We start from the raw sequence: 13,464 nt of genomic DNA, 5'->3' as shown, positions 1-13,464 counted from the left end.
GCAAGCAGATTATCTCTATAGGTCTTTTCTTATGGAAACTCAAACCAATACAGGCATTAAAAATATAAAAGTTTCACTACAAGTTGAAGGCATGACCTGTGCCAGTTGCGTTGGTCGTGTGGAAGCAGCGCTTAAAAAAGTAGATGGCGTAGCTGCTGTTGCGGTAAATTTAGCAACAGAACGTGCAGACATTACGCTGGCAAAGCCGGTTGATCGTCAGTTGTTAATACAGACAATTGAACAAACCGGTTATGACGTCCCGGCAAATACAGTCGAACTGTCGATTGAAGGCATGACCTGCGCTTCCTGCGTCAGTCGGGTGGAGAAAGCCTTAAATGCAGTACCGGGGGTACAAACAGCCAATGTCAATCTTGCTACAGAGCGTGCAACCATAAAGGGTACAGCTAGTGTCGAGAGCCTGATCGCAGCAATTGACAAAGCGGGTTATGATGCGGCTGAAGTTCAGGCCTCGATTCCCGACCAGAGCGAACAGCTTGAGAAAAAAGATCAGGAAAGAACAGAGCTCAAACGTGACCTGATCCTTGCTACGGTTCTGGCATTGCCTGTGTTTATTCTGGAAATGGGTTCACACCTGATTCCCGGTGTCCACCAACTGGTTGCCCAGACCATCGGCATGCAAAATAGCTGGTATCTGCAATTTATTCTCACCACGCTGGTGCTGATTATCCCGGGACGGCGTTTTTATAGTAAAGGCCTGCCCGCTTTATGGCGTTTAGCACCGGATATGAACTCCTTGGTAGCAGTCGGGACTTTTGCAGCGTACCTGTTTTCTGTGGTGGCGACTTTTATGCCAGGCTTGTTACCTACCGGTACGGTCAATGTCTATTACGAAGCCGCTGCCGTGATTGTCGCTTTAATCCTGCTTGGACGTTTTCTTGAAGCGAAAGCCAAAGGACGGACTTCGGAAGCGATTCAGCGTTTAGTGGGTTTGCAGGCAAAAGTTGCCCATGTTTCTCGCAATCATCAGGTCATTGATATTCCAATCGAGCAAGTCGTGACAGGTGATCTGGTGATCGTGAAACCGGGTGAACGAATTCCTGTCGATGGTGAAGTGATTGACGGTCAAAGCTTTGTCGATGAATCGATGATTACCGGTGAGCCCATTCCGGTAGAAAAAAATATTGGTAGCCAAGTGGTGGGTGGAACCATTAACCAGAACGGTACTTTAAGTTTTAAAGCCATCGCTGTCGGTGGCGACACCATGCTGGCGCAGATTATCCGGCTGGTCGAACAGGCACAAGGTTCTAAAATGCCGATTCAGGCGGTGGTCGATAAGGTCACCTTATGGTTTGTACCGGCTGTCATGCTGGCTGCCCTGCTGACTTTCCTTGTATGGCTGATTGTCGGGCCCTCACCTGCCTTGACCTTTGCACTGGTCAATGCCGTTGCTGTACTGATTATTGCCTGTCCTTGTGCCATGGGACTGGCCACACCCACCTCGATCATGGTCGGAACCGGACGTGGTGCAGAACTGGGTATCCTGTTCCGCAAAGGTGAAGCACTCCAGTTACTCAAAGATGCTCAAGTGGTCGCCGTCGATAAAACCGGTACTCTAACCGAAGGTCATCCGGTACTGACCGATTTTGAAGTGACCTCGTCTTTTCAGGAAAATGAGGTATTAAGTCTGGTCGCTGCTGTTGAATCCCGTTCTGAACATCCGGTTGCCAAAGCCATTGTTGATGCTGCACAACAAAAACAGCTTGTGCTGGCGTCTGTGGAAGATTTTGCCTCAGTCACCGGTATGGGAGTCAAGGCCCGCTGTAACGGTCACGACCTGAATATTGGTGCAGATCGCTATATGGCCCAGATCGGTATTGATATTGCACCTTTTAGCCAGACAGCCCAACGCTTAGGCGATGAAGGCAAAACTCCACTGTATGTCGCCATTGATGGTCATCTGGCCGGGATTATTGCAGTGGCCGATCCAGTTAAAGGCTCGACACCTGCTGCTATTCAGGCCTTACATCAACTGGGTTTGAAAGTGGCGATGATTACCGGTGACAATGCCCGCACTGCACATGCCATTGCCAGACAGCTCGGGATTGATGAGGTCATTGCCGAAGTACTGCCTGAAGGTAAGGTTCAGGCAGTGCAAGGGTTAAAAGCAAAATATGGTCATGTCGCCTTTGTCGGAGATGGCATTAACGATGCACCAGCACTGGCGCAGGCAGATGTCGGTCTGGCAATTGGTACAGGTACCGATGTGGCGATCGAGTCTGCAGATGTGGTGCTGATGTCCGGCAACCTGCAAGGTGTGGCCAATGCAATTGCCTTGTCCAAAGCCACGATTGGTAATATTCATCAAAACCTGTTCTGGGCTTTTGCATATAACACCCTGCTCATACCTGTGGCCGCCGGCGTACTCTATCCTGCCTATGGCATCTTGATGTCTCCGGTCTTTGCCGCAGGTGCAATGGCACTCTCCAGTGTGTTTGTACTGGGCAATGCATTACGCTTGCGCCGTTTCCAGCCACCTTCTGCCTCACAGTAAATGGAGCATCTCATGAATATTGGTAAAGTGTCTCAGGCTTCAGGTGTGACAGCCAAGATGATTCGTTATTATGAGCAAATTGGTTTGATTCCGGCTGCAGGACGCAGCGATGCCGGTTATCGTTCCTATTCGGACAATGATATCGAACGTCTGAAATTTATTAAACGTAGCCGTGAACTGGGATTTTCTGTGGCAGAAATCAGTGATCTGCTGGATTTATGGAATAATCGTAACCGGCAGAGTGCCGATGTAAAACAGCTGGCTCAGGCACATATCCAAAAGTTGCAAGAACGTATCCACGACTTGCAGCAAATGGCACAAACCCTGCAAAATCTGGTCGATTGCTGTGCGGGTGACAATCGCCCTGACTGTCCGATTCTGGAAGGCTTAAAAGAGCCAAGTCATGAAACCAAAGACATTCATCATCATAATGATTTGCTCTCACTTACGCCACTCACTGGGCGCAAGTAAAACACAATAAAAGGCAATCTAATGATTGCCTTTTATTTTTAGGGTATTTTTTACCACACAAAAAAGCGGCTGTTATAGCCGCTTTTGATTCAACCACAGAATTAACGTGGCGGAAAACCTGCTTCAGACAAAGCCTCAGCCACTTGTTGCTGCGAGGCTGTAGTTTCAACCTTTACACTGCGATTTGGTGGATCTGTAATGACTTTTGCATTGGCATCTACCGCCTGAATGGCACGGGTTACACCACGCGCACAACCACCACACGTCATATTTTCAACATGAAATTCCATCATAAAACTCCATTCAGTGATTTAACGAGATAAACACACTATAAAGCTTCCCATAATGGTAAGGTCAAGTGTATTTCCATTTAAATTACAATTTTATTTAGCATTCCAGTCATAAAAAAGGTGCATGATTGCCATGCACCTTTAACGATAATGAATATCTTTTAGACATTTAAGCCGACTGCTTTTGCCCGTGCTTTATGCAATTTTTTATAACTGTCGATGAGACGTAAATGACGATCAAGCCCTTCCAGTTTCATGCTGGTTGGTGTCAAGCCATAGAAGCGAACCGTACCTTCCACAGAACCAACCACGGCATCCATACGTTCATTGCCAAACATACGGCGGAAATTGGTGTCGTAATCTTCCAGTTCCATTTCATCATCTAGTAAAACTTCTAACACCACATTCATGCATTGATAGAACAACCCGCGTTCTACAGTATTGGTATTGTATTGCAAGAAGGTCTCAACCAGTTCCTTCGCTTCCTCAAACTGTTGCAATGCAAGATAAATCAGGAGTTTGAGTTCCAGAATGGTTAATTGTCCCCATACGGTATTGTCATCAAACTCGATTCCGATCAGGGTAGTGATTTCGGTGTAATCATCCAGTTCACATTCTTCTAAACGTTCAACCAGAGCTTCAAGCTGTGCTTCATCCAGCCGGTGCAGGTTCAGGATATCTTCACGGAACAGTAAGGCTTTATTGGTGTTGTCCCAGATTAGGTCTTCAACCAGATAAATCTCAGAATAATCAGGTACCAAGATACGACATGCGGTTGCACCTAAATGCTCATACACGGCCATGTAGACCTCTTTGCCCATTTCTTCAAGGATGCCAAACAGTTCCGCTGCTTCTTCAGCATTCGAGTTGTTACCATCATTGGTGAAGTCCCACTCAACAAAATCGTAATCCGATTTGGCACTAAAGAAACGCCAAGAAACCAGACCACTTGAGTCAATAAAATGCTCAACGAAGTTGTTGGGTTCAGTGACTGCATTGCTCTGGAATGTCGGCTGTGGCAGATCGTTTAACCCTTCAAAACTACGGCCTTGCAGTAACTCGGTCAAACTACGCTCTAATGCCACTTCAAAGCTTGGATGTGCACCAAATGAGGCAAATACACCACCTGTACGCGGGTTCATTAAAGTCACGCACATTACCGGGAATTGACCGCCTAATGAGGCATCCTTCACCAGTACAGGGAAACCTTGTTCTTCCAAGCCCTGGATACCTGCCACAATACCTGGATATTTTGCCAACACCTCTTGTGGTACATCAGGTAATACAATCTCGCCTTCCAAGATTTCACGCTTGACCGCACGTTCAAAAATTTCAGACAGGCATTGCACCTGTGCTTCTGCCAGGGTATTGCCTGCACTCATACCATTACTGAGGTATAGGTTCTCGATCAGGTTTGAAGGGAAATACACCACTTCATTGTCTGACTGCCGAACAAATGGCAGTGAACAAATCCCGCGTTCGGTATTTCCTGAGTTGGTATCGTACAGGCGTGTACCAAGTAACTCATCATCCGGGTTGTAAATTTCAAGGCAGTATTCATCCAGAATTTCTGCTGGCAACTCGCCATTTGGGCCCGGTTTAAACCATTTCTCATCTGGATAATGTACAAATTCGGCATTGGCAATTTCTTCGCCCCAGAACTGGTCGTTATAGAAGAAGTTGCAATTTAAACGCTCGATAAACTCCCCCAGAGCCGATGCCAAAGCACTTTCTTTGGTTGAGCCTTTGCCGTTGGTAAAACACATCGGCGATTGTGCATCACGGATATGTAATGACCAGACATTCGGTACAATATTGCGCCACGATGCGATTTCGATCTTCATGCCTAAGCCGGCCAGAATTTCGGACATATTGGCAATGGTCTGTTCGAGTGGCAGGTCTTTGCCCAGAATATAGGTATTGTTTTCCGATGTCAGGCTTGGCATCAGCAATGCTTGTGCATCCGCATCAATGCTTTCTACTTCTTCGATCACAAACTCCGGGCCGGTCTGGATCACTTTCTTGACTGTACAGCGGTCAATGGAACGCAAGATTCCCTGACGGTCTTTTTCCGAAATATCGGCAGGTAATTCGACCTGAATCTTAAAAATCTGTTTATAGCGGTTTTCCGGATCAACAATATTGTTTTGTGATAAACGGATGTTGTCTGTTGGAATGTTGCGTGCAGCACAATATACCTTCACGAAATAGGCAGCACACAATGCAGATGAAGCGAGGAAATAGTCAAATGGGCCTGGTGCTGAGCCATCACCTTTATAGCGGATTGGCTGATCGGCGATTACCGTAAAATCATCAAACTTCGCTTCTTGTCGAAGATTGTCGAGATAATTAACCTTGATTTCCATGCGAGCACCTAAATATTCTTATGTGTTGCAAGCACATAAGATTGAAAATATGGATTTATAAGCCGAATCGTAGATAAGCAATAGACTTAGAAAAACTGTGGCTAAGGTCATCTTGTCACTTTATCTACACACTGACCTTAGTAATAATGGGCGCTATTATAGAAGCATTTTGTGTAATTGATAACTTTTGTCTGTTTTTCTAGCCTTTTTATGAACAATTAGAAATATCGAGGGGCTGATCGCCTTTCGGGTGTTACTTGTCCATCGCTACAATCGGGCTATTCACCTTAACCCGTGTTCTAAGCACTATTGACATCGGGTCAATAAATATACAATACTTAGCTTTATGGCTAAGTATGATTCTAGACTCGATGTGTTGTTCAGTGCACTCAGTGATCCGACGCGTAGAGACATCTTAACGCGGCTGTCTTTTGGGCCAGCTACCATTACCGAACTGGCTGAACAGCACGATATGGCTCTGCCATCTTTTCTCAAGCATTTAAACAGGTTAGAAGATGCCGGGCTGATTTATTCTGAAAAAAATGGACGAATCAGAACTTGTGCGCTAGCTCCCGATGCTTTCACACCTATGCAAGACTGGTTAAGTGAGCAACGGATGATCTGGCAACAAAGACTTAATCAGTTTGATCGTTATGCACTCGAATTAAAAAGGAAAAGACAAAATGAAACTGGACCCGAAGACTGATTTAAAACTGGAAAGAGTGATTGAGGTTCCGCGTGAACTGGTCTGGGAATGCTGGACTACCCCCGAGCATGTTCGGCACTTTTTTATTCCCCGTCCACACTCTGTCAAAGCCTGTGAAATCGATTTAAGAGTTGGCGGAAAATTCAATACAGTTTTTGATGTAGACGGCAACGAAATCAAGAATGAAGGCGTCTATCTTGAAGTGATTGACGGTGAAAAACTGGTCTTTACCGATACCTATACAGAAGACTGGAAACCGGCAGAACATCCGTTTATGACTGCGATTCTGTTGCTTGAAGATGTAGGCAATGGCGCCACCAGATATACTGCAATTGCCAGACACCGTTCTGCTGAAGCCCGTCAGCAACATGAAAACATGGGCTTTTTTGAAGGTTGGGGAACCGTAATCGATCAACTGGTTGAGTATGCCAAAGCCCTCAAAGCCTAGCCTTATCTAGCCCGAATATTCCTCAATGCCTGAAACGCTTGAGGAATTTTGGGCATTACAGTCAGATTCGTCCAACTTCCAGATACGGAATTAGACTGTTGTCAAAATTGGGGCGTGGATCGCCCTGAAAACTAATAAAACCATGCATACCGGTTAACCGCTCCCCGGTATAAAAGCGGTTAAGCTGGTAACGTGGATCTTTATGTGAAAGTGTAAAACTCACCACACCTACTCCCTGCTGTTTTGACTGTTTATAGGCATCTTCCAGCATTTGATGATGTAAGGCCAAATTATCAGGATGGCACAGCAAGCTGTGCAGGACATGGTATTTCAGCGACTGACCGGTTTTAGGCAATGGCATGCTTTTGGTAATACCGGTCAGAAGATTATATAGAGGGCGGAATACCGCAATGGCCGGGCTGTAATGCAGGATTTTGGTCTGCTTAATACCATGCTGGTTCCATAAACCATACATGCCGACCAGTTGGTCATGTTCAAAATAGAGGCGAAAATCGGACAGCTGAAGCCCTGAAAAATAGTGATGTCCCTGATGCAGCTCTTCAAAATCATAGGCCGGAATAAAATTATAATGCTGTGACATTTCGGCAATAAACGCATTCATTGCGGCCAGATGTTCAGGACCTGCCACACAAGATTTTATCCCGTTAATGCTGGTTGCTTTGTGGGCTGTATGCTCTATAAAGGCCTTGATTTTCCGGTTGTTGCCAAGATGTGTCAGCGTCAGGGTTTCAATCAGTCCTTCATCATAATAGTCAGGCATGCCTGATTTACCCGTTTGTATGGCAGCACGCGCAGCATGATTATCATCAAATATAATCATCTGGCTAAAATCCGGCGCATGCATGCTGTTTTTCACATGCTGCCCCAGCATCCTGACCAGCGATTTACCACGATACTGATGATCTACACGTAAGTCACTGGCATATCTGAGGTTCTGTACTTTCCGGTTAACATGGCAAGGCCGGTAACCATTGCTATAGCAGGCTACGTTTTTCTGGTTTTCCGTATCTTCAATCACCACATGAAGCTTGTGACGGTACAGGATATCCGATGCCTTGAAATAGCTCGGTTCTCGCTGAAAACTGATCTGCACCCCCTTGGTGGTCATCGGCACGGCAATCAACTGCCTTAATGCCTGATCATCTGCCAATGTCGCTTCTCGTGTAATCAGGGTGTTTTCTATGGATGAAGAATGTGTCTGCATTTATGGTTCACTTATTCTGTAGTCTGGGGTAAAACCAGCTGGTTCAATTGTCCCATCTGGTCCAGGAGTTGATAGACAAAAACAACCTCATCCTGTTCATTGACGGTTTTCTGGGTCTGGACGTCCAGTAATTTTTGTTCTGTATTTAGTAGGTCAAATGTGGTTTTTGTCCCTAAATCAAACTCTTTTCTGGTGTAAATAAAGGCAATTGATGCTGCATCGATGGCATTTTGCAAGGCATCTTTGTTTTGCCTGATGCTTTGCAGTTGTGCGTAACTGGTTTGAGCGCGCTGCTTCAAATCTAGCTCAAGTGCCCTGATCTTCTGGTTGGCCAGATCGACATCAGCCTGTGCCTTTCTGATATTGGCCCGATTCAAGCCATCATCATAAAGTGGCACATTTAATTGCACGCCAACCATGTAGTTATTACTTTCAGAGCCTATATAGCTGGCTTCATGCTGCTTGCCGGCACGGCTGGTCAGCAGTACGGTTGGCCAGAGTTCACGTCTGGTTAAGGCATATTGCTTTTCAGCAGCCTGTTTCTCATATTTTGCCCGTATCAGTGCAGGATGATTGTGCGTCCTTGCCAAAATTTCATCGACACTGGCAGGAATTGCGGGCAACTGTTTGATGGCAACCAGATTCTCTGCGCTGAGGCCGGTAATTTGATAAAACTGCGCTTCACTTACCGTGAGATTGGATTGTGCCTGGGTAATATCGGCTTGTCCCTGAGCCACCTGCGCCAGAACCTGGGCCAGATCGGCACGGGTAATCATGCCGACATCAAAACGCCGTTGCGATTCATAAAGAGAACGTTGCAGATTGGACATGGTTTTTTTGCGTAATTCCAGAATCGCTTTTTTCTTCAAGACATCGGTATAGACCATGACTGTGTTCAGGATCGTTTCCGATCGCTGGTCAGACAGTCCCTGTGCCTGGGCAGATAACTGGTTTTTGGCAACCTCGATCCCCAGACGATGCCGTCCGGCGGTATATACCGGATAATCCAGCTGCAATTGCAGGCTGCGTCCCTTACGATTGCCCTCTGTCGGGAACATGACCTGAGCTGGTGTTTCCACCCGCTCATAATCAAGTTGCCCGACCAGATTAAGCTTTAATCCATCACGCTGTCTGGCCTGTTCCAGCATTGCTGTGGATTGGTTAACACTAAGACGGCTAACCTGTAGCTGACTTTCATGTCTTAAACTTGCAGACAGTGCCTCATCCAGCGTCATGGCATGCAGGGCATTTGAAATCAGTAATGCCCCCAACAGGACAGACCGGAAAGGCAAAACTCCCGTGTTGAATAGTCTGTTCCCCTTCTTCATAGTTGTTCCAGACTATTCAGGGTAATTTTCTTTAACGGTTCAGGCTTGATATTGCCTTCAATGATGCCATCCAACATCACCAGTTTTTTATAGGCATTCCATCCATTACTGGCCTGCCGGATTTGTGGACGATCCAGCTGTCCCAGATTACGGGCAAGCTCATAATGGAAGTTTTGCCGTAAAAGACGGTCGATATACTCATCGTTGATACTGTGGTGGATCTCACCTTCAAACAGGACACAATAAAATGGTTTGACCTGCTGTTCGGTATCAACAGCGAGCAGGGAAATCGCCTTGGACTGGGTATCATTGAGCTGTGTCAGCAATTGCCGGGCTGTTTCAGGCGCAAGTTTCTCTCCCACCAGATCGACCCCGAAGCGGCGTCCCTGAAATTCAAAACATGGAATTTGTTCGAGGAAGCCAGTGACATGCAGGCAATCATCCAGACAATAACGTAGTAAGCCGTTACCTGAAGTCAAAATCGGGCTTACCACATCACCGAGCTTCAGTTGCCATGACGGAATGATCTGGCCCTGTTTTTCGCCTTCCAGATATTCAAATTCATAAAAATGACTCTGATAGGCAAGCGGATATTGATCATTATAAGGAATGGTCACCACACCTTCGGTCGCCCATAATCCTTTCCCCTCAAACTGTACGCCGGGCAATCTCTGTTTTAGTTTTTCTGCCCAAGCGCTGGAGCCGGCGGTATCCCAGCTCGAAACCAGACTTAATCTTGGCCAAAGCTGCTTAAAATCAATCTGTTCGCCATTCGAGCTGTTGATCAGGGCCTGTGCACTTTCCGGGCTATAAGGGGCTGTGACCTCTTTCAGGGAATGCTGGCGTGCCCCCCATAAGCCACTTTCCAGTACTTCAATCACTTCCTGTTGTAGCGATTCCAGCCGTTCAAGCAACTGCAATGCAAAGGTCGGGCTCCAGACCGAGATCATCGCCAGATGACGGTTGGCAACGAGATAGCAAACCGTTGCAAATAACGCATCATCAGCATTGGCTGCAAACGCAACATTGCTGGGAACGGCCTGGGTAAACTTGGATAAAATCCGCTTACCCACTCCCAGCAAGGCGCTGTCATCATTCAGGTTCTTGTCTTTTAACACTTCTCGCTGGCTTTCAGGTAACCATGAAACCGACCAGTAATGTGTTCCCGAACCAAGTTGTGGACATTTGCGGTACATGCTGGCCATCCACGGCGCAATGGCATGATCAAGCTCATCCAGAAACAGCTTGGTATACGGAATAAACTTGATCTGTTCGCTTGAACCACTGGTTGGCTGGAAACGGACCAGCTTGCTGCTGGAAAGCGCGAGCTTTTGTTCACGATACTGCTGGATCTGTTCACGCCAGTCACTATAGCGACTTGCTGGAAATGTGCTGGCAAATTGCTCATAACTGGTGACGCCCTGATCCCGGGCTAAATGAGCGCTTTGTAAAATTGAATGTAAAATTTGGCGCTGGGTCGCCTCTAGAGCACCAAAGCCCTTTTTAAAACTCCGGTCAGAGGTATTACACCATTGCTTTAAAATCAGGTGCGAAGCTGTGGTCAGCCATTCTTTCGGTTTCATTGAATAGCCTCCCTGCGACCTTTTGAGCTTAAAAAGGCCTCACACTTGCCTTTGCTTACCGGTTTCCTCATCAACTTGATTGGGAAACGGGCAATATCTTTCCAGCCCAGACGTCCAATACAAGGCAGTTCAGTGCCAACCGTCCAGGTTGGGTTCTTTTGCTCAAAGAAATGGATATTCGGATTCTTTTCCCGCATTTCAGCCGTAATCGGCGCGATATCCCCTTTTAACGGTTGATAATCATCGCCAAAATTCAATAAGCCGGCTTCTTTATCGTAATATTCGCCAAAGAAATTTTCGCAGTAGTGTTCAATCACCGAGGACAGGTGCTGATTTTCATCCTTGATATTCGGATAATACACATAATAATTATTGGCAAGTAATAAATAGGTCTTATAACCTTTAGAAATTAATAACCAGTACAATTCATTAAATGGATATCTAATTCTGAGCTTGATCATTAACTTGAGCATGGTGCTTTGAAGTGTACGGGTTCCCCAGAATTCTCTCAAAATGACGGTATCGCCACTAAATAAAACGGTATAGTCCTTACCATTTAAATAGAAATGCTGTACAACAACAGTAGAAAAACCCACAATTTCATCGGTCTGGCTATTAAAAATCAGGATAGCGCCACTTTTCTTTTTAAAATCCTCTAGAAAAATAGAAAATCTGGTATTTTCATAATATTGCTCATAGATCGAATACATTACTTTTAATCGGTCAAGATCAATTTGCTCTTTTTCAAAATATTGGCCATAGGTGGTTTCTTTCTGGTTTAATTTTGAAATCAGTTTATATGTTGTCTGAATCATAATACTTTTACCTCTAAATCTGGCTACGCGAGTTCCCCTACCTCATAAAAGAGATATCAAAAAACGCTTATAAAAGTTGTTTTCTTATCAAGGGTTATGTTGTTATTAAGCCCTGTTGTTTTGTCATTGTTTGCCGATCACCCTCTATGATTGAAATCGCTACATATCCATTTTCTTCCCCCGGTCCATAAAGATGGTTAAAAATGCGGTCACAAACATAATGATTGCGAGCATGCGTAATAAATCATTAAAACTAGATGTGAGCGCCTGATAATGGATATCGCGGTAAATTACACTCAGCGCGATCTGCCGGGCATCTGTACCGACCTCCTGATATTGTGCGGTAAGCTGATCGAGCCTTTCGACAAAAAGCCAGTTTTGTGGCGTCATGTATTGATTGATCTGGGTCACATGCAAGGCGGTCAGCCAGTCCAGGGATGAATTAATCAGGGCCAGTCCAACGGCCCCGCCAATGTTACGCATCAGGTTATAAATACCGCTGGCATCGGCAACTTTACTCAGTGGCAAGGTACTCATGGCCAGATGCGACACCACAATCAGGCAGATCATCAGGCCAATACCCCGATAGATCTGTGGCCAGAACATAAAGTCATAATCACTGTGAATGCTAAGATGTGAATTCAACCATACCCCGAATCCGGCCAGTATCATTCCGGCAAATACCGTTTTCCGGGTATCAAAGTTGGGAATCAGCCAGGCAAGCAACGGGGCAAAACAGAACATCACCACGCCCGTCACCATCATGACATGACCAATCTGGCTACTGTTCATTTCCCGCACCTGCCCCAGAAAAACCGGAATCATATAGCCCAGACCATACAAAGCCATGCCGATGACAAAAGTTGTAATCGCGCTGAGAGTAAAGTTCTTGTTCTTGAATACGCTTAAATCCAGTAAAGGCTTCGGCTGGGTAAAGCTTCTGGAGAAGAAAATCATGCCCCCGATCAGGCAGATCATAAATGCAATGCGAACGCCTGAGTCTGCAAGCCAGTCATGCCGGGCGCCTTCGTCAAGGAAATATTCCAGCCCGCCCAGAAACATGGCCATGCCAATCAGGCTGAGCCAGTCCATGCTCTTGATCAGTGAATAATTGGCTCGGTCAATATTGGGGCCTGAGTAAATCACTGTGGCAATCATAATTCCCGGAATGATATTGATCAGGAACATCCAGTGCCATGAAAAATTATTGGTGAGCCAGCCTCCAATCGTGGGGCCAATTGCAGGACCTAAAGTACTGACCATTCCGAAAGTTACTAGGGGCAATGAACGTTTTGCTTCCGGAAAAAGCAGATAGAGTGCAGTCATCGAGGTCGGGATCATGCCACCGCCCATAAAACCCTGAATACCACGAAAAACCAGCAAGCTTTCCAGATTCCACGCCAGTGCACACAGCAAGGAACTCAGGGTAAAACCCACGGCACACATGGTGTAATACACCCGTGTGGAAAGCACGCGCGAGACAATACTCGACATCGGAATCGCAATAATCTCGGCAATCAAATAGACCGTTTGAACCCAGGTCACTTCATAGCGGCTGGCGCTCATGCCAGCCTGGACTTCATTTAAAGAACTGGCAACGATCTGGATATCAAGAATGGCCATAAAATTGCCAAAGATCATGGCAGCGAAAATGACCCAGGCGGTTTTTCTGGGGAATTTCCACTCACTTGCGACAGGCTGATTCATCATGTAGTACCTA

The 13,464-nt window shown here is 46.1% G+C and carries 11 protein-coding genes; 4 read left to right on the top strand and 7 right to left on the bottom strand.

What is annotated here, in order from left to right:
• The first annotated feature begins 31 nt into the window (after positions 1-31).
• Positions 32-2,512: a heavy metal translocating P-type ATPase gene (locus OC23_RS07955; protein WP_038344035.1), complete on the top strand. Its 2,481-nt coding sequence runs from the start codon at positions 32-34 to the stop codon at positions 2,510-2,512.
• Between the two features lie 12 nt (positions 2,513-2,524).
• Positions 2,525-2,983 carry a Cu(I)-responsive transcriptional regulator gene (cueR, locus tag OC23_RS07950; protein WP_038344034.1) on the top strand — a complete coding sequence of 153 codons (459 nt, stop codon included), beginning with the start codon at positions 2,525-2,527 and terminating at the stop codon, positions 2,981-2,983.
• Between the two features lie 101 nt (positions 2,984-3,084).
• Here cueR and OC23_RS07945 read toward each other — a convergent pair whose 3' ends face one another.
• Both OC23_RS07945 and OC23_RS07940 read right to left on the bottom strand, forming a co-directional pair.
• Complete coding sequence (locus OC23_RS07945; protein WP_038344033.1) at positions 3,085-3,273, bottom strand: heavy-metal-associated domain-containing protein; 189 nt, start codon at positions 3,271-3,273, stop codon at positions 3,085-3,087.
• Between the two features lie 161 nt (positions 3,274-3,434).
• Positions 3,435-5,639, bottom strand: coding sequence for an OsmC domain/YcaO domain-containing protein (locus OC23_RS07940; protein ID WP_038344032.1), 2,205 nt, complete (start codon positions 5,637-5,639; stop codon positions 3,435-3,437).
• 346 nt (positions 5,640-5,985) lie between these two features.
• Here OC23_RS07940 and OC23_RS07935 point away from each other — a divergent pair, with 346 nt between their 5' ends.
• Positions 5,986-6,345, top strand: a complete 360-nt coding sequence (locus OC23_RS07935; protein ID WP_038344031.1) for an ArsR/SmtB family transcription factor — start codon at positions 5,986-5,988, stop codon at positions 6,343-6,345.
• Positions 6,323-6,793 (top strand): SRPBCC family protein, encoded by a 471-nt coding sequence (locus OC23_RS07930; protein ID WP_038344030.1) that lies wholly within the window; start codon positions 6,323-6,325, stop codon positions 6,791-6,793. The genes OC23_RS07935 and OC23_RS07930 overlap by 23 nt, the downstream gene beginning before the upstream one ends.
• Positions 6,794-6,854: 61 nt before the next feature.
• Here OC23_RS07930 and OC23_RS07925 read toward each other — a convergent pair whose 3' ends face one another.
• The 5 genes from OC23_RS07925 to OC23_RS07905 form a co-directional block, all read right to left on the bottom strand.
• Entirely contained in the window at positions 6,855-8,018 is a 1,164-nt protein-coding gene (locus OC23_RS07925; RefSeq protein WP_038344029.1) for a hypothetical protein, read from the bottom strand.
• 11 nt (positions 8,019-8,029) lie between these two features.
• Entirely contained in the window at positions 8,030-9,346 is a 1,317-nt protein-coding gene (locus OC23_RS07920; protein WP_038344028.1) for a TolC family protein, read from the bottom strand.
• The gene (locus OC23_RS07915; protein WP_038344027.1) at positions 9,343-10,929 is read right to left on the bottom strand and encodes a GH3 auxin-responsive promoter family protein; all 1,587 of its coding nucleotides are present in this window, start codon (positions 10,927-10,929) and stop codon (positions 9,343-9,345) included. Before OC23_RS07915 ends, OC23_RS07920 begins: the two co-directional genes overlap by 4 nt.
• A complete protein-coding gene (locus OC23_RS07910; protein ID WP_038344026.1) occupies positions 10,926-11,744 on the bottom strand; it encodes a hypothetical protein in 819 nt (272 codons plus the stop codon). Before OC23_RS07910 ends, OC23_RS07915 begins: the two co-directional genes overlap by 4 nt.
• Before the next feature lie 159 nt (positions 11,745-11,903).
• Positions 11,904-13,451: a DHA2 family efflux MFS transporter permease subunit gene (locus tag OC23_RS07905; protein WP_038344025.1), complete on the bottom strand. Its 1,548-nt coding sequence runs from the start codon at positions 13,449-13,451 to the stop codon at positions 11,904-11,906.
• Positions 13,452-13,464: the final 13 nt, after the last annotated feature.

This window comes from Acinetobacter sp. A47, assembly GCF_000805455.1.
Lineage (GTDB): Bacteria > Pseudomonadota > Gammaproteobacteria > Pseudomonadales > Moraxellaceae > Acinetobacter.
This window is presented reverse-complemented; position numbering and strand designations above follow the sequence as displayed.

Coding starts and splice junctions, on each gene's coding strand:
- OC23_RS07930 (WP_038344030.1), top strand. CDS start 6,323: ATGAAACTGGACCCGAAGACTGATTTAAAACTGGAAAGAGTGATTGAG.
- OC23_RS07920 (WP_038344028.1), bottom strand. CDS start 9,346: ATGAAGAAGGGGAACAGACTATTCAACACGGGAGTTTTGCCTTTCCGG.
- OC23_RS07945 (WP_038344033.1), bottom strand. CDS start 3,273: ATGGAATTTCATGTTGAAAATATGACGTGTGGTGGTTGTGCGCGTGGT.
- OC23_RS07910 (WP_038344026.1), bottom strand. CDS start 11,744: ATGATTCAGACAACATATAAACTGATTTCAAAATTAAACCAGAAAGAA.
- OC23_RS07915 (WP_038344027.1), bottom strand. CDS start 10,929: ATGAAACCGAAAGAATGGCTGACCACAGCTTCGCACCTGATTTTAAAG.
- OC23_RS07940 (WP_038344032.1), bottom strand. CDS start 5,639: ATGGAAATCAAGGTTAATTATCTCGACAATCTTCGACAAGAAGCGAAG.
- OC23_RS07955 (WP_038344035.1), top strand. CDS start 32: ATGGAAACTCAAACCAATACAGGCATTAAAAATATAAAAGTTTCACTA.
- OC23_RS07925 (WP_038344029.1), bottom strand. CDS start 8,018: ATGCAGACACATTCTTCATCCATAGAAAACACCCTGATTACACGAGAA.
- OC23_RS07935 (WP_038344031.1), top strand. CDS start 5,986: ATGGCTAAGTATGATTCTAGACTCGATGTGTTGTTCAGTGCACTCAGT.
- OC23_RS07905 (WP_038344025.1), bottom strand. CDS start 13,451: ATGAATCAGCCTGTCGCAAGTGAGTGGAAATTCCCCAGAAAAACCGCC.
- cueR (WP_038344034.1), top strand. CDS start 2,525: ATGAATATTGGTAAAGTGTCTCAGGCTTCAGGTGTGACAGCCAAGATG.